Origin of the sequence: Pseudomonas sp. FBF18 (assembly GCF_024261405.1) — a bacterium.
Lineage (GTDB): Bacteria > Pseudomonadota > Gammaproteobacteria > Pseudomonadales > Pseudomonadaceae > Aquipseudomonas > Aquipseudomonas palmensis.
The window spans coordinates 85,691-106,541 of the sequence record NZ_QKRS01000005.1 but is presented as its reverse complement, the minus strand read 5'-3'; the positions used below and the strand labels follow the sequence as shown (position 1 = coordinate 106,541).

Sequence of the window (20,851 nt, the reverse complement as noted above, 5' to 3'; positions counted from 1 at the left end):
CCAAGCCACGACCTGCCGATACCTATGCTGTAGGCATAGCGACAGGTTCTCCCCCCCGATCCATGGCGTCCTCCCCGCGTCTGACTCCCTCTTAATTTCACACCATCGTTCTGCGTAGCAGCGGGGCGATGGCACGCGGCTGGGCGCTGATCTGTCGAGGAATCATTTTCATGACTCCACAACGTTTTCAGGGACGGATCCAAGCTGAGCCTGCACAGCTGAAGGGCTTGAACGTAGGAGACAAGGTGAAATTTGGGTTCCGTATGGGGGGAAGCGTCGCGAAATCGTGAGCATTCAGAAGCAGTGATTTTCCAGCCTTAAATGATCGGGCAGGCCTTCGCACCGAGATGCTGACCACTGTCAGCAATGCGCACAGGCCTGTATGACCTGCGCAGATTCCTGCGAAGCAATGGCTGCGTAAGCGAATTTCGCCAAACCTCCGCCTGCTTTCCATGCGCCTGATAAAAGATTTGGGTACGTCGATAACCGGCGTGCCTAGGGAGACAGGTAGACCGCTTATGGGCATGCGTTCTGGCAGAGCCTAGCTTGGGCAGCTAGCCAACCAAAGGCGCTGCTGTACAGATCTGGTAGCAAAGAAGCCCGCCTCGGCGGCGGGCTATCAGATGTCTCCAAGGGGAGGCTGTAGGCCAACAAGTCTCGGAGCAAGCGCTTGTAGGATACGCCTCTTGGCTCACGCCCACCAGCCAGCTCGACGGGAGCGAATGGTCCTGCGTTCTGACGGCATTTGAAGCGGCTTATGTGGGCCACGTCAATCGGCAGGGCAATCCGCCAAGACAAAGCAAGCTGGTTATCCCCAGGCGGTATACCCTCAGGGAGAGTCAAAGGCAAAGCTAGGGGTAAATCTAGCGGGTACTCACATTTGAGGGCAGAATCACCAGCTTCGCCTACATTGCACTGGGTTGAGGGGAAGGTGGTGGGAGCAGAGCTAGATCGGGTAAAGGATCGCAAAAGGAGCAGAGCGTTAATCGAAGACCTCTACCTCGAGCTCGTACCGATTACCTCTGTGTACAAAGATACCATCATAATTTTTCCGGGGTTTTTGCACGATATATCCTTGTGATTTTTCTTTAGCTGAACCTTTGCTGTGACAACCTTTACTGTTGTGACGACCTTTATTAAACGGAAAAGCCCAAGAATTTTTGAAAGATTATGCTTTGTGACAACCTTTATTCTCTCTTCTCCAGGATCAGCGCCCCCGCTCGGCCGCGGAATCCAAGAGCTTTTGTGACAAAGTTTATTAATCCGTAACATCTCCACACCGCCAAAGGATCCGGGAAGGTTCGCCTTCCCGGATCCTGCTTGCCCCGCACACCCGTGCGGTCGCTGCTCAGGCCATCACAGCGTCGGCCAGCGCCACGCTTCACACAGGCAAAACGGGCAGCCGCTTCTGCTGGTTGAACAGCCGCGTTGTGCGCTGAAGGCCGGTGAACTGTCCACCGACAATCAGGGAATCAACTGGGTTTGCCGTTCAACCGCGCCAGCGTTTCATCCAGCTCATCAATCTGCCCCGGCGCTTCGGTCACCACACTGAAGTCGCTCACTTCGACCGCCCCCAACCCATGCCCCAGCAGGTGGAACGAGAACGCCTTGCGCGACTCGTTGTTGTCGAACGTGAACTCCATTTCCAGGGGCTGATCCGGCGTGACCAGCATCTCCTCGGTAGGTAGCCCCACCAGCACCTCCTGCTCGAACTCCTTGGTCTTGAGCACGATATAGGCGTTCTGCTGCGGGTCGGCCGAGCGTACCGTCAGGCGCACCCGGGTGTGCGAGCCCTTGGGCATCTCCAGGTACTGCGCGCCGATCAGGTTGTCGGCCCAGTCATCCTTGATCTGCGGCTGCAGCGGGATCACCGTCGCACTGCCGAACTGGTAGTGCTGGTTCAGCGGTGAGCCCATCACTGATTGATCCAGTGCGCTGGCGCGCGCCTGCACCTGGCGTGCCCGCTGGCCACGGAAGCGATCTGTCAGGTTGGCGCGTTCGGCAATGAAGCCGGTACTGGCATACGACCGGCAGCGCTGCTGGAAATCGCATTCGGTGAAGGTGGCATTGCCATCGTGATAGCGCAGCTTGCCGTTGGTGAACGACATGATTTCACGCCCGTTGTCATAGTCGCGCAGCAGCGAACGCCCACTGAGGGCGTTGGGCACCGGGAAGCCGAAGTAGTCGAGCACCGATGCGGTCAGGTCGACGTGACCGTACACGCCGGATTTCACCTGTGGCAGTTGTGCCTGCTCGGGCGCCAGCATCAGGTTGAAGCCCCACGAAGACGCCAGGCGTACACCGTCGATGCCATGGGATTCGTCCGAGGTGATCACCACCAGGGTGTCCTTGAGTACCCCCTGACGTTCCAGTCCGGCAAGAAAGTTATCCACAGCGTCGTCGAGATAGGCCACTGCCGCCTGCTTGGGCGTGGCGTAGCGTTCGAGGTATTCCGCCGGCGCGGAGTAGGGCTGGTGGGTGCCCACGGTCAGCAGGGTGAGCATCCACGGTTCAGGCTGCTTCTGCAGTTGGCCGACATAGTCCAGCGCGCCTTCGAAAAACGCCTTGTCGTCCTTGCCCCACGGGAAGTCCAGGTAGTTGGGGTTCTTGAACCAGTCCAGGCCCAGGGTGGTATCGAAGCCGATGTGCGGCATGATCTTGTCCTTGGCCATGAAGCGCAGCCCGGCACCCTGCAGGTAGTGCGTGCTGAAGCCGTGCTCGCGCAATTGCGCCGGCAGGCATTCCTGGTTGCGCTGGTTCTGCGTCAGCATCTCGACCCCCTTGGGGGTACCGTTGTCGAGCTTGTCGTAGTCGCCACACAGCATGGCGTAGAGGCCACGGATGGTCTGGTGGGTATGCAGCACGTAGTCGGGGGTGTTCATGCCGCGTTCGGCCCAAGCGCTCAGCTTGGGCATCAGGTGTTCCTGGTAGGCGGGGTTGAGGGTGCGTCGGTTGATGTCCAGGTAAGCCCCCGGGATGCCTTCCAGCGCGACCACCAGCACGTTGCGCGCGCTGCCGGGCGCGTCGAGCAGCGGCTTGCCGCTCAGGTCCAGGCGGGTCAGGCCGGCCATGGCCACGGGTGGGTCGACCACATCGGCCTCCAGCCAGTCTTCGATACGCGCCTGGCTTTCACCCACGCCTACCGCCAGCAATTGATGTGGCAGGTTGAACACCTGCCACTCGTCCGCTTCGGCAGGTTCCCAGGCCTGGGTACCGGCATGCACCAGCAGGCAGGTCACGGGCACCGCCCACAGGTGCCGCGGCAATGGCGCGACGGGTCTGGCCCGGGCCGCCCAGCGGGTCGCAAGCCACAACAGCAGGCCAAGCCCCAGGGCAATGGCGAAGCCAGGGTTGGCCAGGCTGCCACCGGCGGAGTTTTCCATGAACTGCACATCGGTGAGGTAGTGCAGGTCGGCCGGGGTCGGCAATCGGCCTACTGCGGCCACCAGCTCGGCAGTGGCCAGGCTCAGCACTCCCCACGCCAGCACCACGGGCACTGCCAACCATACCGGACGACGGTACAGCAGAACGACCAGTGCTCCACCGAGGCCCACGTCGGACAGGTACCCCAGCGGATCGGCCCAGCCGTTCGCCACGCGCAGGCATACAGGAACCACCACCAGCAGCCCGAACAGGGCGGCGAGCGAAGCGCGAGGGTGCTGCAACCAGCGATAGATACGTTTCACGGGGGCGTTCGTCATCATGTCGTCATGTAAATGTGGTGATGGTACCAAGTGCAGTACATCTCCACAGCATTCCGGCAACAAGTCGAAACCCAGTTTTCTGGCCTGGATCAATGTCGAATGCGCCTTCATGGCTTACCGTGGTGGGTTCCTGCCACTCTTTTCAAGGATGAAACGCAATGCAGTCAATGGACCGCAATCATGATATTCAGCCCCTGTCGCGGGCAGACATGACCATCGAGCTCAACGGGCGGCCGGTACCGGCCGCGGCAGGCGAAAGCGTGCTCAACGTGCTGCACGCGGTGGGCCTGCGCCAGGTGGCGCGCAACGACCATGGCCAGGTCACGGGTGCCTTCTGCGGCATGGGCGTGTGCCACTGCTGCCTGGTGTCGATCAACGGTCGCCCCAAGCGCCGCGCCTGCCAGACCATCGTCAAGCCGGGCATGCAGGTCGAAACCGGGGTCAACCGCTTCGACGTGGAGGGTGTCGAATGAGCCTGCGTCCGGTAATAGTCGGCGGCGGTTCGGCAGGCATGGCGGCTGCCATCGAACTGGCCCGGCATGGCGTCTCCAGCGTGCTGTTCGACGAAGCTTCGCGTCTGGGTGGGGTGGTCTATCGCGGCCCGTTGCGCAGCGGCGTCGACCTGGGCTACCTGGGCAAGCGCTATGCCAGCGCGCTGAACACCTTGCACGAAGAGTTCGCCGATTGTGCCGAGCGCATCGACGTGCGCCTGGAAACCCGTGTGGTCGGGGGCGAAGGCGGCAACCGCCTGATGGTGCTGGACAGCGACGAGCAGCTGCACGAAGTGGAATACAGCCACCTGGTACTGTCCGCCGGCTGCCATGAGCGCAACGTGCCGTTCCCCGGCTGGACCCTGCCCGGCGTGATGCTGCTGGGCGGTCTGCAGTTGCAGATCAAGAGCGGCGTGGTCAAGCCGCTGGGCACCACCGTCATCGCCGGCACCGGCCCGCTGCTGCCCCTGGTGGCATGCCAACTGCACGCGGCCGGGGTCAAGGTGGAAGGGGTGTACGAGGCATGTGCCTTCGGCAAGATCGCCAAGGAAAGCCTGGCGCTGCTGAACAAGCCGCAGCTGTTTCTCGACGGCCTGAGCATGCTCGGTTATCTGAAGCTCAACGGTATCCCCATGAACTACGGCTGGGGCGTGGTAGGTGCCAACGGCGAGGGCGAACTCACCGAAGTGCGCCTGGCCCCCTACAGTGACAACTGGCAGCCGGACATCAGCCGTGTGCAGCGCGTCTCGGCGCAGACCCTGGCCGTGGGCTACGGCTTCATTCCGCGCACCCAGCTCAGCCAGCAGATGGGCCTGGCCCACGGCTTCAACGAAGACGGCTACCTGCGCGCCGAAAGCAACGTGTGGCAACAGAGCAGCGAGCCGCACATTCACCTGGCCGGTGACATGGGCGGGATTCGCGGTGGCGAAGCCGCGATGCTCACCGGGCGCATCGCCGCCGTGTCGATCCTGCACCAGGCTCAGGTCATCACCCCCGAACAGGCGCTGGACCTGCGCGAGCGCTACCTGGGCAAGCTGGCCGCGATCAAGCGCTTTCGTGCCGGGGTAGACCGTTACACCCTGCGCGGCACTGAGCAGATCACGCTGCCCGCACCCGACACCGTCATCTGCCGCTGCGAGCACGTCACCCGCAGCGACATCGACCGCGCCCTGGAGCAGGGTGTACAGGACATGGCCGGGCTGAAGATGCGCACCCGCGTGAGCATGGGCGATTGCCAGGGCCGCATGTGCGTGGGCTACTGCAACGATCGCCTGCGCCAGGCCACCGGGCGTGCCGATGTGGGCTGGCTGCGCCCGCGGTTCCCCATCGACCCGATCCCTTTCTCCGCATTCAAGAACCTCGGCACGGAAGCTGAAGCATGAACAGAACCTATGATGTGGTCATCGCCGGCGGCGGTGTGATCGGCGCTTCCTGCGCCTACCAGTTGTCCAAGCGTGGCAACCTCAGGATCGCGCTGATCGACGCCAAGCGCCCCGGCAACGCTACCCGTGCCTCGGCGGGCGGGTTGTGGGCGATCGGCGAATCGGTCGGCCTGGGCTGCGGGGTGATCTTCTTTCGCATGATGTCGCAAAAGCACAAGCGCGAAGCCAACGGCGCCGCCGTGGCGGTCGATTCCAGCACCCCGCACATCCTGCCGCAGTCGTTCTTCGACTTCGCGCTGCAATCCAATGCCTTGTACCCCGGCCTGCACCAGGAGCTGATGGAGCGCCACGGCATGGACTTCAAGTTCGAGCGCACCGGCCTCAAGTACGTGATCTACGACGACGAGGACCGCCTGTACGCCGAGCATATCGTCGCGCAGATCCCGCACCTGGCCCACGAGGTTCGCTGGCTCGACCGCGATGCCCTGCGCAAGGCCGAGCCAGCCGTCAGCCACCATGCCCACGGCGCGCTGGAGTTCCTGTGCGATCACCAGGTCAGCCCGTTCCGTCTGGCCGATGCCTACACCGAAGGTGCGCGGCAGAACGGCGTCGACCTGTTCCTCAACACCAACGTCACCGGCGTGCTGCACCAGGGCGACCGGGTGGTGGGGGTCAAGACCGACGTGGAAGGCGAGTTTCACTGCCAGACCCTGATCAACGCCGGCGGCGCCTGGGCGGCAGAACTGAGCGAGATGGCCACCGGCCTGAGCATTCCGGTCAAGCCGGTCAAGGGCCAGATCCTGCTCACCGAGCGCATGCCCAAGCTGCTGCAGGGCTGCCTGACCACCGCCGATTGCTACATGGCGCAGAAGGACAACGGCGAGATCCTGATCGGCAGCACCACCGAAGACAAGGGCTTCGACGTCACCACCACCTATCCGGAAATCAATGGTCTGGTACAGGGCGCGGTGCGCTGCATTCCGGAGCTGGCGCAGATCAACCTCAAACGCAGCTGGGCAGGCCTGCGTCCCGGTTCGCCGGACGAGCTGCCGATTCTCGGCCCGGTGCAGAGCGTGAGTGGCTATCTCAATGCCTGTGGGCACTTTCGCACCGGCATCCTGACCTCGGCGATCACTGGCGTGCTGATCGACAAGGTGCTGCATGAGGAGGCACTGCCGCTGGACCTGACGCCGTTCCTCGCGGACCGCTTCGGTGCTCAGCCCAAAGCCGCCCAGGCCTGACCCGGTGCGTGCCTGAACCTGCGGTGATGGTCGCCGTCGGTTCAGGCGCACGGATCAAGCGTGCAGGCTGACCGGGGTCAGATCTGCATGGCCATGCCTTCGACGTTCATCGCCGCCTGGCGCAAGGCCTCGGAGCGAGTCGGGTGCGGGTGGCAGGTGAGGGCGATGTCTTCGGCCGAGGCCGAGAACTCCATGGCCACGCAGTACTCACCGATCATCTCGCTGACGCACGGGCCAACCAGGTGCACGCCGAGTACCTCGTCGGTTTCGGCATCGGCCAGCACCTTGGCGAAGCCTTCGGTCTCGTGGTTGATCTTGGCCCGGCTGTTGGCCATGAACGGGAACTTGCCGACCTTGTAGGCGCGACCTTCGGCCTTGAGCTGCTCTTCGGTCTTGCCCACGCTGGCCAGTTCGGGGCGGGTGTAGATCACCCCCGGGATCAGCCCGTAGTTCACTTCGTGGGCCTTGCCGTGGATGCGCTCGATGCAGGCGATGGCTTCGTCTTCGGCCTTGTGGGCGAGCATCGGGCCGCTGGTGACGTCGCCGATCACCCACACGCCCGGCACGCTGGTGCGATGGCCCTGGTTCTCGAGCATGCCGCGCTTGTCGGTCTGCAGGCCTACCGTTTGCAGGCCCAGGCCCTGGGTGTAGGGGCGACGGCCGATGGCGACCAGCACGTAGTCGGCCTGCAGGGTTTCGGAGGTGCCGCCGGCGGCCGGTTCGAGGGTCAGGCTGACACCGTCGGCCGACGGCGTGGCCTGGGTCACCTTGCTGCCCAGCTTGAAGCTCATACCTTGCTTGGCCAATGCGCGCTGCAGGGTCTTGGCGGTTTCTTCGTCGGTGCCGGGGCAGATGCGGTCGAGGTATTCCACCACGGTGACCTGGCTACCGAGGCGGCGCCACACCGAGCCCAGCTCCAGCCCGATCACGCCCGCGCCGATCACCACCAGGTGTTTGGGCACCTGGGGCAGGGCGAGGGCGCCGGTGGAGTCGATGATGCGCTGGTTGTCGATGGTCACGCCGGGCAGCGGAGTCGGCTCGGACCCGGTGGCGATGACGATGTCCTTGGCCTGCAGTTCGGTCACGGCGCCCTGGTCATCGGTGACCTTGACCTTGCCCACGCCATCGAGCTGGCCCCAGCCCTTGATCCAGTCGACCTTGTTCTTGCGAAACAGGAACTCGATGCCCTTGGTCAGGCCCGCGACGCTCTCGTCCTTCTGTTTCATCATCTGCGCCAGGTTCAGGCTTGGCTTGACCTCGATACCGAGGTTGGCGAACTCGCTGCCGGCAGCCGCTTCGTAGAGTTCGGAGGCATGCAGCAGGGCCTTGGACGGCATGCAGCCAACGTTCAGGCAGGTGCCACCGAGGGTCGGGCGACCTTCGACACAGGCCACGCTCAGGCCCAGCTGGCCTGCGCGAATGGCAGCGTTGTAGCCGCCAGGGCCGCCGCCGATGATCACGACATCATAGGTTTTCATTGTTGTACTCCCGGATGAAGAATCGACAATGCCGCCAAGGTTAGGGGCCGATCTGGAGGTTGTATACAATTTATGCCACTACCTTTTTGCATCGGCCGGTCTACGACGATAGTCCGGCATGCCTCCCTGTTCTTGAGGATGGGCTACCCTTTTGTGCAGACGTCCGAAGATTACGGGAGGCTCATTTCATGCTTGCGCAACTTCCACCTGTTCTGCAAAGCCTGCGGTTGCCCTTGCGACTCAAGCTTTGGGATGGTCACGAATTCGATCTCGGCCCCCAGCCGCAGGTCACCATCGTGGTCAAGGATCCCCAGCTGATCGGCCAGTTGACCCACCCCAGCCTGGATGAGCTGGGCGCGGCGTTCGTCGAGGGCAAGCTGGAACTGGAGGGCACCATCGGCGAAGTCATCCGCGTGTGCGACGAGCTCAGTCAGGCGTTGCTCACGGACGAGGAAGAAGACCAGCCGGTGCGCAGCGAGCATGACAAGGCCACCGACGCGGCGGCCATTTCCTACCACTACGACCTGTCCAACGATTTCTACCAGCTGTGGCTGGACCGCGACATGGCGTATTCCTGCGCCTACTTCAAGACCCCCGGCGACACCCTTGAGCAGGCCCAGCAGAACAAGTTCGAGCACCTGTGCCGCAAGCTGCGGCTCAAGCAGGGCGACTACCTGCTGGACGTGGGCTGTGGCTGGGGTGGGTTGTCACGTTATGCCGCACGTGAGTTCGGCGCCAAGGTGTTCGGCATCACCCTGAGCAAGGAGCAGCTCAAGTTGGGGCGTGAACGGGTCAAGGCAGAAGGGCTTGAAGATCAGGTGGAACTGCAGATTCTCGACTACCGCGACCTGCCCCAGGACGGTCGCTTCGACAAGGTGGTGAGTGTCGGCATGTTCGAACACGTGGGGCATGCCAACCTGGCGTTGTACTGCCAGCGCTTGTTCGGCGCGGTGCGCGAAGGCGGCCTGGTGATGAACCACGGCATCACCGCCAAGCATGTGGACGGGCGCCCGGTGGGGCGCGGCGCGGGCAATTTCATCGAGCGCTATGTGTTCCCCCATGGCGAGCTGCCGCACCTGTCGATGATCAGTGCGCGTATCAGCGAAGCGGGGCTGGAAGTGGTCGACGTCGAGAGCCTGCGCCTGCATTACGCACGGACGCTGGCGCAGTGGAGCGATCGCCTGGAAAGCCAGCTGGACAAGGCCGCGAGCCTGGTGCCGGAAAAGGCCCTGCGCATCTGGAGGCTGTACCTGGCCGGTTGCTCCTATGCCTTTGCCAAGGGCTGGATCAACCTGCACCAGATTCTGGCAGTCAAGCCGTTCGCCGATGGTGGCCACGACCTGCCGCTGACCCGCGAGGACCTGTACCGCTGACAGTCGCGCTCAGAGGATCGGCGAGATCAGTCGGGCGATGCGCATCCCCAGTTGTTGCAGGCGGCGCGTCTGCTGGCTGTCCTCGGGGGTGATTTCCCGCGCTTGGTCGAAGTCGTGCTGGAGCATGGCTTCGACCTGCGCGGCAAAGGCAAGGTCTACGGTCAGCAGCATGATTTCGAAGTTCAGGCGGAACGAGCGGTTGTCCAGGTTGGCACTGCCGATGGCGCTGACTTCGTTGTCGACCAGCACCACCTTCTGGTGCAGAAACCCCGGCCCGTAGCGGAACATGCGCACCCCGGCCTGCACCGCCTCGAAGGCGAACAGGCTGGAGGCGGCGTACACGATACGGTGGTCAGGGCGCGAGGGAATCAGGATACGCACGTCGACGCCCCGCAACACCGCCAGGCGCAGCGCGGCCGACACGGCCTCGTCGGGAATGAAGTACGGGCTGGTGATCCAGAGCCGCTCGCGCGCCGCGTGGATGGCGTCGACAAAAAACAGCGAACAGGTCTCCTGCGGATCGGCCGGCCCGCTGGCCAGTACCTGGCAAAGTACGCCGTTGTCGGGGTAGGTGTCGGGCAGGATCAGTGGCGGCAACTGGCGCGCCGCCCAGTACCAGTCTTCGGCAAAGGATTCCTGCAGGCAGGCCAGCACCGGGCCGCTGACCTGCACATGGGTGTCGCGCCAGGGCGATAGCCTGGGGTTGCCGCCCAGGTATTCGTCGCCCACGTTATGGCCCCCCATGAACCCCAGCATGCCGTCGACCACCACGATCTTGCGATGGTTGCGGAAGTTGACCTGGAAGCGGTTGAACCAACCGCGGCGGGTGGCGAAGGCGCGGATGTTCACGCCGCCTTCGCGCAAGCTCTGTATATAGGCGGAGGGCAGGGCGTGACTGCCAACGCTGTCGAACAGCACGTAGATCTTCACCCCTTCAGCGGCCTTTCTCAGCAGCAGCGCCTTGAGCTCACGGCCGATGCCGTCGTCGTGGATGATGAAGAACTGGATCAGTACCGTGTCGTGGGCCGCTTCTATCGCCTTGAAGATCGCGTCGAAGGTGGCCTGTCCGTCGATCAGCAGGCTGACCTGGTTGTTGGCCAGGCACGGCATGCGCCCAAGCTTGGGCATGGCCCGCAGCGCCGCATAGGATTCGGAGTTGCGCGCGGTCAGCGCCTCTTCCACCCAGGGGCGCCAGTTGAGGTCGGCCATGGCCACATGCATTTCGCGGTTGGCCTGGCGGCGGGCCTGGATGTAGGCGTCGAAGGTGCGACTGCCGAACACCAGGTACGGAATCAGCGTGAAGTAGGGGATAAACAGCAGCGACATGGCCCAGGCAATTGCACCTTGGGCAGTGCGCACGGTGAACACGGCATGCAGGGCGGCAATCACGCCCAGCAGGTGAATCAAACCGATGAGGTAACCGAAGAAGTAAGGGCTGTGGTAATCCATACACATTCTGCTATCCGAGGGCACTGCCCGCTAACAGAGCACGTTCGCGCCTGCACTTGCAACTGAAAGCACGAAAACGCGTCTAAGCTGTGTTCCGGCTTGGGGCCGGATTCTGAAGGAGTCACTACATGAAAAGTCGTCTGCCGATGCTGGCACTGGTACTGGGCCTGGCGAGCCCGTTGGTGCATGCGCAGATGTTGCAACCGGGCCTGTGGGAGTTGACCAGCAGCAACATGCAGGTCGATGGCAAGCCACTGCCCGACATGGAATTCATGCTCGGCCAGTTGAAGAACCTGCCGCCCGAGCAGCGCGCAATGATCGAGGGTGGCCTGGCCAAGCAAGGCATCAGCGTCGGGGGCAAAGGGGTGCGTTCGTGCCTGACCCAGGAGCAGGTTCAGACCAACGACATTCCGCTGCAAGACCCGCAGTCGGGGTGCACGCAGAAGATCACCGAGCGCAACGGCAATGTGTGGAAGTTCACCTTCAGTTGCCCCAAGGCTCAAGGCAACGGTGAAGCGCAGTTTCTCAGCGATCGGGAATTTCTGACCAAGGTCAGCGGCACGTTCAATGCGTCCGGTGTTGAGCAAAAGGGCAGCATGAACACCCGTGCGGTGTGGCTGGGCAACGATTGCGGCACGGTCAAGCCGCGCACCTGATCAGCGCAGGTGCCACTGCCATTGGCTTTGCGCGACAGCGTCGTGGGCATGCAGGCTTTCGGCATGTTCCACACGCAGCTTGAAGCCGTCGATCCACGGCAGCGGTTGCAGGGCCAGATGCAGGCGCCTCGCGGCGTCTTCGCAGAACATCAGGTTCTGCCCGTTGGCCAGCGCAAACGCCTGTTCGTCGGCTCGTTTCACGGCTGTCTGCACAGCAGTGCCGAGAGCTGCCTCGGCCAGTTCGATCAGCTGTCGAAAGGGCATTTGCTCCTCGCCTGGGGCCAGGCGCAGGTGCAGATGGGCCGTGCTGCGTTGGCTGTGTGGTGTTGCGACGATGCCTTGGGCGGTGCCGAGCCAATGCAGGATGGCAGCATGATCGAGGTTACTGCGGTTGGCGAAATCATCGACGAACTGCTGCTGAATCAATTGGCGGGCGAGCGCGGCGGAGCATGGGCAGGTCGAGGAATACTCGACTTGTGCGTTTAGTTCCACGTGGAACACTCCGTTTTCCAAACGTGCGTCCACACTCACCGGGTAAGCCTTCCAGCCTGCCAGCGGGCTGACCAGCGCAGGCCGCTTGAGCAACAATTCAAAGCCCAGACGCAGGTAAGCGGTGGTAGAGAGGCCCTGATGGCTGTCGATAAACCGTTCCAGGACCTGGCGCACCAACCCTACTGAAAACGCCGCGTGCTCGAATGCCTCCAACGCGAGGTACAGGCGCGACATGTGAATCCCCCGCGAGGCTCCATCATCCAGGCTGACGCCGGCATCGGCGCTGGCGCGTACCTGCACGCCGTCGAGTGTGATCGGCAGTGCGATGCCGCACATGCCAACCCATTCCAGAGGCATGGATTGCTGGCTGGCCTGAGCGGCGATATCGGGAAGGGTCAGGGCGTTCATGCTGAAACCATCGCTGAATTAAAAACCGATACGTTACATTATAACGATTCATTCATCATAGCTTTTTCCGAGTCCTCACTCGCAGCCCCCAAGGCGATTGCAACGCAGGCTGAAGCGTTGGCCGCTGGAGCTGGACACCCGGTTCTGCGTGGTCCAACCCACCCGGCGGCTATAGCCGACCCAGGCTTCGCCGTCGCTGGCCAGGCCCGTGTAGAAGGTCAGCGGCCCATAGAGGCTGTTGGTTTGCACCCAGCGTCGCTGCCCCAACACCTCAACGCCGCGCACGTACTGGGTGTTGCCCTGGCTGTGCACGCTGTACACATTGCCGTCGCGATCTTGGCAGGCCAGCAGGTTGGCGCTGCGCGTGCATTGGGCAGGCTCACTGCGCGGCATCGCGGCGTGAACCGTCGCGACAGGAATTAGCAGGAGCGAAAGCAGTACGAAGGTTTTCATCCAATCTCCGATTGGCTAAATTGCATTGTTATAATATAACATTGAAAAAGGCATCCTTCGAATGCCCCGACGCCCTGATGAGGTATTTGCGCCATGACCGACCGTCTCCCCGTTACTGTGCTGTCCGGCTTTCTAGGTGCCGGCAAGAGCACCCTGCTCAACCATGTGCTGCGTAACCGCGACAACCTGCGGGTGGCGGTGATCGTCAACGACATGAGTGAAATCAATATCGACGCCAGCGAAGTGCAGCGCAACGTCAGCCTCAATCGTGCAGAAGAAAAACTGGTCGAGATGAGCAATGGCTGCATCTGCTGCACCCTGCGCGAAGATCTGCTCGAAGAGGTCGCGCGGCTTGCCCGCGAGGGGCGTTTCGATTACCTGTTGATCGAGTCCACCGGCATATCCGAGCCGCTACCGGTAGCCGAAACCTTTACCTTCCGTGATGAACAAGGCCGCAGCCTGGCCGACCAGGCGCGGCTGGACACCATGGTCACGGTGGTAGACGGGCTGAATTTCCTGGGTGACTACCAGGCCGCCGATAGCCTGGCTTCGCGCGGCGAGACCCTGGGCGAGGGCGATGAACGTTCCATCAGCGACCTGCTGATCGAGCAGGTCGAGTTCGCCGATGTGATCCTGTTGAGCAAGATCGACCTGATCGGCAGCGATGAGCGCGAAGAACTCTGCGCCATTCTGCGCTCGCTCAATGCCCACGCCCAGATCGTGCCGATGGTGATGGGGCAGGTGCCATTGGCGCAGATTCTCGATACCGGCCTGTTCGACTTCGAGCGTGCTGCCCAGGCGCCGGGCTGGCTGCAGGAACTGCGCGGTACGCATGTGCCGGAAACCCAGGAGTACGGCATTGCCGCCACCACCTGGCAGGCCCGCCGCCCCTTGCACCCACAGCGTTTTTTCGACTTTATCCACAGGCCCTGGAGCAACGGCCGCCTGTTGCGTTCCAAGGGCTTTTTCTGGCTGGCCAGCAAGCACCAGGAAGCCGGCAGCTGGTCCCAGGCCGGCGGCATGATGCGCCACGGCTTTGCCGGCCGCTGGTGGCGTTTCGTACCACGCGGGCAATGGCCCCAGGACCCGCAGGACACGGCGGCGATCCTCAAGCACTGGACGGCCGAATGCGGCGATTGCCGACAGGAGCTGGTGTTCATCGGGCAGCACATCGACTTTGCGCAACTGGATGCCGAGCTGGGCGCCTGCCTGCTGAGCGATGAAGAAATGGCATTGGGCGCCGAGGGCTGGCAACGCCTGCCCGACCCGTTTGGCGACTGGCACGACGAAGAGGCGGCCTGATGCTGGCCCTGAAACGCCGTGGCAGCGCCCGGCAAACAGTCGGCGAATCGCCCCAGGTGCTGACCGAGGTGCTGCAGGATGGCGTCAATCTGGCCGTGTGGCAGCGCCAGTTGCCGGTGCATGTGGCCGATTTTGCCCAGGTGCTGTTGTCCCTTGGGCAGCCGCTGGCCGAGTCCCTGACCCTGGAGTTGCAGCCAGATGACGACGCACCCGCCCTGCGCGGGTTGGCGGCAGCGTATGCCGATCTGCAGGGGTATGAGGGGTTCATCTGCGATGTGCGCTGGCTGGTGGGCGCCTACGCCTGCCTGCTCGACGCGCGTCGGGTGGGGCTGCGCCTGCGCGCACTGGAGGGCGCAATGTGCCCGCGTTTTCACGTCGACCACGTGCCGGCGCGGCTGATCTGTACCTATGCGGGCCCCGGCAGTGAATGGCTGACGGCGCCCGATGCGGTGCAGGTGGAGCAGTTGTCGACCGGTGATGTTGCCGTGCTCAAGGGCGAGAGGTGGCTGGGCAATGAGGGGCAGGGGCTGGTGCACTGTTCGCCGGCGGTACCTGCGGGGCAGCGCCGCCTGATGCTGACGCTTGACTGGATGGCCTGAGCGCGCAGCATAGTGCGTATCCTTCCTGACGAATCGATGCGCATGCTGCAGAACATACCCACCCACCTGATCGGCGGCCCCCTGGGCGCCGGCAAGACCAGCCTGATCCGGCACCTGCTGGCCCAGCGCCCGGGCCACGAGCGGTGGGCGGTGCTGATCAACGAGTTCGGCCAGATCGGCCTGGATGCCGCCTTGCTCGCCACCGACGATGATGGCGTGGCGATGGGCGAAGTGGCGGGCGGATGCCTGTGCTGCGTGAATGGTGCACCGTTCCAGGTGGGCCTGGGGCGCTTGTTGCGCAAGGCGCGCCCTCATCGACTGTTCATCGAGCCTTCGGGGCTGGGTCATCCTGCCCAGTTGCTGGCCCAGCTGGGCGAGGCACCCTGGCAAGGCGTGCTGGCGGTTCAGCCGTCGGTGCTGGTACTGGACGCCCAGGCATTGGCGGCGGGCCAGGTATTACCCCAGCCGCAGGCGCAGGCACTGCACGGTGCGGGGCTGCTGGTGCTCAACAAATCTGAAGGCTTGGCGGCCACCACGCGCCTGTGGATAAGCCAGGGGTTGCCTGATGTACCCCAGCTTTGGACGGACCATGGGCAGATTGCGCTGAACAGCCTGCCGGGCGTTGGTGTGCATCCGTTGCCGGTGGATAACTTCAAGCTGCCGGAGGCCAGGCCGTTGCCGGCGGCGCTGTGGATAAACCCGCTGACGCCGATCTGTCTTTATCAACAGCTGGAGCAGGGCTGGAGCATTGGCTGGCGCTGGCACCCGAGCCAGCAGTTGCACCCGCAGCGTTTGCAGCAATGGCTTGCAGGCCTTGGGTGGCGCAGGGCGAAGCTGGTTATCCACAGCCCGGAGGGTTGGCAGTCGGCCAATGCGCTGGAGGGGCAGGCGCTGCACTGGCAGGCCAGCGAGTGGCGGCGCGACTCGCGTATCGAGCTGATTTTTGCACAGCCGCAGGCAGTGGCGGCCTTGGAGCAGGGGATGCAGGAATGCCGGATTCCCTGAAGACAGGGCCGGCCTCTTTGCAGGCAAGGCTGGCCCCGGTAGACGAAGGGAACGTCACTGGCGCCAGCGATTGTGCTCCTGGCGCCACTGGTTCATCTCGATCACGTTGCCGCCCTGCACCGGCGGCTTGATCTCGAACGGGTAGGGTGCCAGTTCGATCTGCATCGTGTGCGCGCCAAACTGCGTCACCGTACCGGGGTGACGATGTTCGCCCGTCACCGTGAATTCGAAGTTGTACACACGGGCCAGGCGCTTGCGCCCGTTGGCATCGCGCACAAAACCGATGCGCTTGAGCGCCACGTTGCCATCCAGCAGTTCCAGGTCGAGCTTGGCGCAATGCTGCTTGACCCGTTCCAGTGCCTTTTCGCGCAGGCCGTGGTTATGCCACAGCCAGGCGCCTGCGGTGGCCAGCAGCATCAGCACCAGAAGGTTTTCGAGGGTTAACATCTACGTTCGCTCCAACCAGATAGGCTCAGCTTAACTGCCACCCCGGTCTGTCGTACAGGTGGCATTTGGCGCCATACTGCGCGCCTTGTTTTTCATTCGATCGTTTGGAAGCCCTGCATGAAACGTACACCGCATCTGCTCGCCATCCAGTCACACGTGGTATTCGGCCACGCCGGCAACAGCGCCGCGGTGTTTCCGATGCAACGGGTGGGGGTCAATGTCTGGCCGCTGAACACCGTTCAGTTCTCCAACCATACTCAGTATGGCCAGTGGACCGGCGAAGTGCTTGCGCCAGAGCAAATTCCGGCGCTGGTGGACGGGATTGCGACGATCGGCGAGCTGGGCAACTGTGATGCGGTGCTTTCCGGCTACCTCGGCAGCGCCGCCCAGGGCCGTGCGATTCTTACTGGGGTGGCGCGGATCAAGGCGGTCAACCCGAACGCCCTGTACCTGTGCGACCCCGTCATGGGGCATCCGGAAAAAGGCTGCATCGTACCCGCCGAGGTCAGTGACTTCCTGCTTGATGAAGCGGTGGCGGTGGCAGATGTGCTGTGCCCCAATCAGCTGGAGCTCGACAGCTTCTGCGGGCGTCGGGCCGAGTCGCTGGAGGACTGCGTGGCCATGGCGCGCAGCCTGCTCGCCCGCGGGCCCAAGGCTGTGCTGGTCAAGCACCTGGCATACCCGGGACGCAAGGCCGAAGACTTCGAGATGCTGCTGGTGACTGCCGAAGGCAGTTGGCACCTGCAACGACCGCTGCTGGCCTTTGCGCGGCAGCCGGTGGGGGTCGGCGACCTGACCTCCGGCCTGTTCCTGGCGCGGGTGCTGCTGGGTGACAGCTGGGTGGCGGCTTTCGAATTCACTGCCGCGGCCGTGCACGAGGTGCTGCTGGAAACCCAGGCTTGCACCAGCTACGAGCTGGAGCTGGTGCGTGCTCAGGACCGCATCATGCACCCGCGGGTGCGCTTCGAGGCGCGGCGCCTGGCGCTCTAGAAGGCGTCGCCCTTGAGTTCCTGGTAGCGCTTTTCGAGTTCCTGGCGAATCAGGCGGCGCTGCTTGCCTTGCACGAAGCGGCGCTTTTCCTCGCTGGTCTCTGGCTGGCGTGGCGGCACGGCGACCGGCTTGCGATCGTCGTCCACCGCGACCATGGTGAAGAAGCAGCTGTTGCTGTGGCGCACCGAGCGCTCGCGGATATTTTCGGTGACGACCTTGATCCCGACCTCCATCGAGGTGTTGCCGGTGTAGTTCACCGACGCCAGGAAGGTCACCAGTTCGCCCACGTGTACCGGCTCGCGAAAGACCACCTGATCCACCGACAACGTCACCACATAACGGCCCGCGTAGCGGCTGGCGCAGGCATAGGCGACTTCATCGAGGTACTTGAGCAGGGTGCCGCCGTGTACGTTGCCAGAAAAGTTGGCCATGTCCGGGGTCATCAGGACGGTCATCGACAGCTGGGCGTTTCCAGGTTCCATAGTGTGCTCACGGTAAGGTTGCGCTGAGGCGGGGTGGCGAGTGGTCGTCACGCTTCTTTTCCCCAATTTCGAATCCCATGAAAACGGGACGCTGACAGCGCCGTTGCCGTCACGCCGTTCGTGCCATCTTTGGCGTGTTACCGGTCTATCTGTTTCTTGATATTACACCGCCTTTTCGTCGCAGGCGCCGGTGTTAACCTGACCAAGCCCATGCAATGTGGTGCCTGGCGTCATTTGACAGACTAATTCCCCCGCCGCTCCACGACAGGCATGTCATCGAGCGGCGGGCTTGTTCTTCGGTTCGAAGTAAGGAGCTCCACGCCGTGCATGCCATCAGCTTTATTCAGGATCTGGCGGTGATCATGCTGGTTGCCGGTGTGGTCACCATCCTGTTTCACCGTTTCAAGCAGCCGGTGGTACTCGGCTATATCGTCGCCGGCTTCATCATCGGCCCGCACACCCCGCCATTCGGCCTAATCCACGACGAAGACACGATCAAGACGCTGGCCGAACTCGGGGTGATCTTCCTGATGTTCTGCCTGGGGCTGGAGTTCAGCCTGCGCAAGCTGTTCAAGGTGGGGGCCACGGCGTTCATTGCGGCCTTCCTCGAAATCGTGCTGATGATCTGGATCGGCTTCGAGATCGGCCGCTGGTTCGGCTGGAACACCATGGACTCGCTGTTCCTGGGCGCAATCCTGGCAATTTCTTCCACCACCATCATCGTCAAGGCGCTCAACGACCTGAAGATGAAGAACGAGCGCTTCGCCCAGCTGATCTTCGGTGTGCTGATCGTCGAGGACATCCTCGGTATCGGCATCATTGCCCTGCTGTCGGGCATTGCGGTCAGCGGCGCGGTCAGTTCCGGCGAGGTGTTCTCCACCGTCGGCAAGCTCTCGCTGTTCATGATCGTGGCGCTGGTCATCGGCATACTGCTGGTACCGCGGGTACTGGCCTACGTGGCCAGGTTCGAAAGCAACGAGATGCTGCTGATTACCGTGCTGGGACTGTGCTTCGGCTTCTGCCTTCTGGTGGTCAAGCTCGAGTACAGCATGGTACTGGGCGCGTTCCTGATCGGGGCGATCATGGCCGAATCGCGCCAGCTGCTGAAGATCGAGCAGTTGATCGAGCCGGTTCGCGACCTGTTCAGTGCCATCTTCTTCGTCGCCATCGGCCTGATGATCGACCTGAGCGTGCTCATCGAGTACATCTGGCCGATCGTGGTCATCACTGTAGCGGTGGTCCTGGGCAAGATGCTCTCGTGCGGCATGGGCGCCTTCATCGCTGGCAACGACGGTCGCACCTCGTTGCGGGTGGGCATGGGGCTTTCGCAGATCGGCGAATTCTCCTTCATCATCGCTGCGCTGGGCATGACCCTGCAGGTCACCAGCGACTTCCTTTACCCGGTGGCGGTGGCGGTGTCGGCCATTACCACCTTGCTCACGCCCTACCTGATTCGCGCCGCCGACCCGCTGTCGCTCAAGCTTGCCAGTGTGGTGCCTAAGCGCCTGTCGCGGGTGCTGTCGCTGTACGGCGAATGGCTGCGCAGCATCCAGCCGCAAGGCGAGGGCGCGATGGTGGCGGCGATGATCCGGCGCATCCTGCTGCAGGTGGGGGTCAACCTGGCGCTGGTGGTGGCGATCTTCTTCAGTGGAGGTTACTTCGCGGCACGCATCGGCGAGTACCTGAGCGAATGGTTGCCCGACCTGGCCCAGCAGAAAGCGCTGATCTGGGGCGCGGCGTTGCTGCTGTCATTGCCGTTCCTGATTGCCGCGTATCGCAAGCTCAAGGCGCTGTCGATGCTGCTGGCCGAAATGGGGGTCAAGCCGGAAATGGCCGGGCGCCATACCCAGCGCGTGCGCCGGGTGATCGCCGAGGTGATCCCGCTGCTGTCGCTGCTGGTGATCTTCCTGCTGCTGTCGGCGCTGTCGGCGAGCATCCTGCCCACCAGCGAGCTGCTGTTGCTGATTGCGGTGGTGGCGGCCGGCGTGGTGGCGTTGCTGTGGCGCTGGTTCATCCGGGTGCACACGCGCATGCAGATCGCACTGCTCGAAACCCTCGACAATCAGAAGGAACATCACCCCTAGGGTTTGCAGCGCAGCGGCTGGTCCCGCCATTGGGCCCAGGCCTGTGTCCAGCCTTCGGCGTGGCTCACACCGGGCAGCGCAACCTGCTGCATGCAGCGGGCACTGCCTAGTTCCACGCGGTAGTGCTCGAACAGCGAGGCCGGCACGCTGCGGTCCTGCAGCCCGAGAAGGTGGCGCTGCGGCAGGTCGCGCAGGCGCTGGCGATAGTCCAGCGGCTCCAGTGAGCCCGCCAGTGGCGTCAGTTGCAGGGTCTGTGCCCAGTACCGCGGGCTGAGGTTGCCGGCCAGGGTCTGTACCTGGGTAACGTCGCTTCGCCGGGCGGCCAGCAGCAAGGCCAGCGCACCCCCGCCGGAATAGCCGATCAGCTCGAACTCCTGGTTGCCATAGCGCTGCTTGATGCCGCTCAGGGCTTGGTCCAGGCTATCGAGCACTGCCTTGCCAAAGCGCTGGTCGGTCCACATCGCTGCGCGGCAGCCAGGCGCACTGACGAACTGGCAAGGGCGCGCGAGGTACAGGCTGGGCTGTGGGTCTTCCAGGGCCAGTCGCGCCAGCAACAGGTTGCGCGGGCTGGGGTCCAGGCTGGGTTGGCTGGAGGTGGCCCAGGCGCGTCCGTCACCTTCCAGATAGACGCGCAGGCGCAGGGCGCCTGGCGCCTTGAGCGGAACGCTCAGCGCCAGCGGGAAGGGCTGGGTAGGCTGGATCTCGATACGATGGCCATGGGCCTGGCTGAGGGTCTGCAACTGTGTCAGCGGCGCCTGGCAGCCGCTCGCCAGCAGCAGGGCGAGCAGTGTGAACAGTCTGGAGTACATCGACAG

At 63.3% G+C, this 20,851-nt stretch carries 18 protein-coding genes; 10 read left to right on the top strand and 8 right to left on the bottom strand.

The genetic code is table 11. The annotated features are described in order from the left end of the window. Positions 1–1,472: 1,472 nt before the first annotated feature. Positions 1,473–3,686 (bottom strand): LTA synthase family protein, encoded by a 2,214-nt coding sequence (locus tag DN387_RS10270; protein ID WP_236171617.1) that lies wholly within the window; start codon positions 3,684–3,686, stop codon positions 1,473–1,475. A gap of 176 nt (positions 3,687–3,862) precedes the next feature. On the opposite strand from DN387_RS10270, the gene hcnA reads away from it, so the two are divergent. From hcnA to hcnC, 3 genes are read left to right on the top strand one after another with little or no spacing between them, the layout of a single operon-like run. Continuing rightward, positions 3,863–4,177, top strand: coding sequence for a cyanide-forming glycine dehydrogenase subunit HcnA (gene hcnA, locus DN387_RS10265; RefSeq protein WP_043861504.1), 315 nt, complete (start codon positions 3,863–3,865; stop codon positions 4,175–4,177). Next, positions 4,174–5,577, top strand: coding sequence for a cyanide-forming glycine dehydrogenase subunit HcnB (gene hcnB / locus DN387_RS10260; RefSeq protein ID WP_043861505.1), 1,404 nt, complete (start codon positions 4,174–4,176; stop codon positions 5,575–5,577). The genes hcnA and hcnB overlap by 4 nt, the downstream gene beginning before the upstream one ends. Next, complete coding sequence (gene hcnC / locus DN387_RS10255) at positions 5,574–6,818, top strand: cyanide-forming glycine dehydrogenase subunit HcnC (protein WP_054916441.1); 1,245 nt, start codon at positions 5,574–5,576, stop codon at positions 6,816–6,818. The genes hcnB and hcnC overlap by 4 nt, the downstream gene beginning before the upstream one ends. 77 nt (positions 6,819–6,895) lie before the next feature. Here the strand turns inward: hcnC and lpdA are convergent, their stop codons facing one another. Beyond that, on the bottom strand, positions 6,896–8,296 hold the full coding sequence (gene lpdA / locus DN387_RS10250) for a dihydrolipoyl dehydrogenase (protein WP_054916442.1): 1,401 nt from the start codon (positions 8,294–8,296) through the stop codon (positions 6,896–6,898). A gap of 188 nt (positions 8,297–8,484) precedes the next feature. On the opposite strand from lpdA, the gene cfaB reads away from it, so the two are divergent. Further along, positions 8,485–9,669, top strand: coding sequence for a C17 cyclopropane fatty acid synthase CfaB (gene cfaB / locus DN387_RS10245; RefSeq protein ID WP_054916443.1), 1,185 nt, complete (start codon positions 8,485–8,487; stop codon positions 9,667–9,669). Between the two features lie 9 nt (positions 9,670–9,678). Here the strand turns inward: cfaB and cls are convergent, their stop codons facing one another. Further along, positions 9,679–11,118 carry a cardiolipin synthase gene (gene cls / locus DN387_RS10240; RefSeq protein WP_054916444.1) on the bottom strand — a complete coding sequence of 480 codons (1,440 nt, stop codon included), beginning with the start codon at positions 11,116–11,118 and terminating at the stop codon, positions 9,679–9,681. Between the two features lie 128 nt (positions 11,119–11,246). Here cls and DN387_RS10235 point away from each other — a divergent pair, with 128 nt between their 5' ends. Then, on the top strand, positions 11,247–11,774 hold the full coding sequence (locus tag DN387_RS10235) for a DUF3617 domain-containing protein (RefSeq protein ID WP_043861510.1): 528 nt from the start codon (positions 11,247–11,249) through the stop codon (positions 11,772–11,774). Here the strand turns inward: DN387_RS10235 and folE2 are convergent, their stop codons facing one another. After that, positions 11,775–12,674 (bottom strand): GTP cyclohydrolase FolE2, encoded by a 900-nt coding sequence (gene folE2, locus DN387_RS10230; RefSeq protein WP_054916445.1) that lies wholly within the window; start codon positions 12,672–12,674, stop codon positions 11,775–11,777. It abuts the gene before it with no gap. A 75-nt stretch (positions 12,675–12,749) separates the two neighbouring features. After that, the gene (locus DN387_RS10225; RefSeq protein WP_290445893.1) at positions 12,750–13,067 is read right to left on the bottom strand and encodes a glutamine synthetase; all 318 of its coding nucleotides are present in this window, start codon (positions 13,065–13,067) and stop codon (positions 12,750–12,752) included. A 153-nt stretch (positions 13,068–13,220) separates the two neighbouring features. Between DN387_RS10225 and zigA the strand changes: the two genes are divergently transcribed. Genes zigA through DN387_RS10210 form a run of 3 tightly spaced genes read left to right on the top strand, consistent with a single transcriptional unit; the run spans position 13,221 to position 16,033 of the window. Continuing rightward, on the top strand, positions 13,221–14,429 hold the full coding sequence (zigA, locus tag DN387_RS10220) for a zinc metallochaperone GTPase ZigA (RefSeq protein ID WP_054916447.1): 1,209 nt from the start codon (positions 13,221–13,223) through the stop codon (positions 14,427–14,429). Continuing rightward, a complete protein-coding gene (locus DN387_RS10215; RefSeq protein WP_054916448.1) occupies positions 14,429–15,028 on the top strand; it encodes a DUF1826 domain-containing protein in 600 nt (199 codons plus the stop codon). Before zigA ends, DN387_RS10215 begins: the two co-directional genes overlap by 1 nt. Before the next feature lie 42 nt (positions 15,029–15,070). Beyond that, positions 15,071–16,033, top strand: a complete 963-nt coding sequence (locus tag DN387_RS10210; protein ID WP_054916479.1) for a GTP-binding protein — start codon at positions 15,071–15,073, stop codon at positions 16,031–16,033. A 54-nt stretch (positions 16,034–16,087) separates the two neighbouring features. Here DN387_RS10210 and DN387_RS10205 read toward each other — a convergent pair whose 3' ends face one another. Continuing rightward, positions 16,088–16,480, bottom strand: a complete 393-nt coding sequence (locus DN387_RS10205) for a DUF3301 domain-containing protein (protein ID WP_043861515.1) — start codon at positions 16,478–16,480, stop codon at positions 16,088–16,090. Between the two features lie 117 nt (positions 16,481–16,597). Between DN387_RS10205 and pdxY the strand changes: the two genes are divergently transcribed. Continuing rightward, on the top strand, positions 16,598–17,470 hold the full coding sequence (pdxY, locus tag DN387_RS10200; RefSeq protein WP_043861516.1) for a pyridoxal kinase PdxY: 873 nt from the start codon (positions 16,598–16,600) through the stop codon (positions 17,468–17,470). Here the strand turns inward: pdxY and DN387_RS10195 are convergent. Next, a complete protein-coding gene (locus tag DN387_RS10195; RefSeq protein ID WP_043861517.1) occupies positions 17,467–17,952 on the bottom strand; it encodes an acyl-CoA thioesterase in 486 nt (161 codons plus the stop codon). The genes pdxY and DN387_RS10195 overlap by 4 nt on opposite strands. A gap of 323 nt (positions 17,953–18,275) precedes the next feature. On the opposite strand from DN387_RS10195, the gene DN387_RS10190 reads away from it, so the two are divergent. Beyond that, a complete protein-coding gene (locus DN387_RS10190) occupies positions 18,276–20,036 on the top strand; it encodes a cation:proton antiporter (protein WP_054916449.1) in 1,761 nt (586 codons plus the stop codon). Here DN387_RS10190 and DN387_RS10185 read toward each other — a convergent pair. Continuing rightward, on the bottom strand, positions 20,033–20,845 hold the full coding sequence (locus tag DN387_RS10185) for a hypothetical protein (RefSeq protein ID WP_054916450.1): 813 nt from the start codon (positions 20,843–20,845) through the stop codon (positions 20,033–20,035). The two genes, DN387_RS10190 and DN387_RS10185, sit on opposite strands and share 4 nt — an antisense overlap. Positions 20,846–20,851 lie beyond the last annotated feature (6 nt).

What these genes read in the sequence shown, in the direction of transcription:
- hcnA (WP_043861504.1), top strand. Translation starts at nt 3,863, where the DNA reads ATGCAGTCAATGGACCGCAATCATGATATTCAGCCCCTGTCGCGGGCA.
- hcnB (WP_043861505.1), top strand. Translation starts at nt 4,174, where the DNA reads ATGAGCCTGCGTCCGGTAATAGTCGGCGGCGGTTCGGCAGGCATGGCG.
- hcnC (WP_054916441.1), top strand. Translation starts at nt 5,574, where the DNA reads ATGAACAGAACCTATGATGTGGTCATCGCCGGCGGCGGTGTGATCGGC.
- lpdA (WP_054916442.1), bottom strand. Translation starts at nt 8,296, where the DNA reads ATGAAAACCTATGATGTCGTGATCATCGGCGGCGGCCCTGGCGGCTAC.
- cfaB (WP_054916443.1), top strand. Translation starts at nt 8,485, where the DNA reads ATGCTTGCGCAACTTCCACCTGTTCTGCAAAGCCTGCGGTTGCCCTTG.
- cls (WP_054916444.1), bottom strand. Translation starts at nt 11,118, where the DNA reads ATGGATTACCACAGCCCTTACTTCTTCGGTTACCTCATCGGTTTGATT.
- DN387_RS10235 (WP_043861510.1), top strand. Translation starts at nt 11,247, where the DNA reads ATGAAAAGTCGTCTGCCGATGCTGGCACTGGTACTGGGCCTGGCGAGC.
- folE2 (WP_054916445.1), bottom strand. Translation starts at nt 12,674, where the DNA reads ATGAACGCCCTGACCCTTCCCGATATCGCCGCTCAGGCCAGCCAGCAA.
- DN387_RS10225 (WP_290445893.1), bottom strand. Translation starts at nt 13,067, where the DNA reads ATGCCGCGCAGTGAGCCTGCCCAATGCACGCGCAGCGCCAACCTGCTG.
- zigA (WP_054916447.1), top strand. Translation starts at nt 13,221, where the DNA reads ATGACCGACCGTCTCCCCGTTACTGTGCTGTCCGGCTTTCTAGGTGCC.
- DN387_RS10215 (WP_054916448.1), top strand. Translation starts at nt 14,429, where the DNA reads ATGCTGGCCCTGAAACGCCGTGGCAGCGCCCGGCAAACAGTCGGCGAA.
- DN387_RS10210 (WP_054916479.1), top strand. Translation starts at nt 15,071, where the DNA reads ATGCTGCAGAACATACCCACCCACCTGATCGGCGGCCCCCTGGGCGCC.
- DN387_RS10205 (WP_043861515.1), bottom strand. Translation starts at nt 16,480, where the DNA reads ATGTTAACCCTCGAAAACCTTCTGGTGCTGATGCTGCTGGCCACCGCA.
- pdxY (WP_043861516.1), top strand. Translation starts at nt 16,598, where the DNA reads ATGAAACGTACACCGCATCTGCTCGCCATCCAGTCACACGTGGTATTC.
- DN387_RS10195 (WP_043861517.1), bottom strand. Translation starts at nt 17,952, where the DNA reads ATGGAACCTGGAAACGCCCAGCTGTCGATGACCGTCCTGATGACCCCG.
- DN387_RS10185 (WP_054916450.1), bottom strand. Translation starts at nt 20,845, where the DNA reads ATGTACTCCAGACTGTTCACACTGCTCGCCCTGCTGCTGGCGAGCGGC.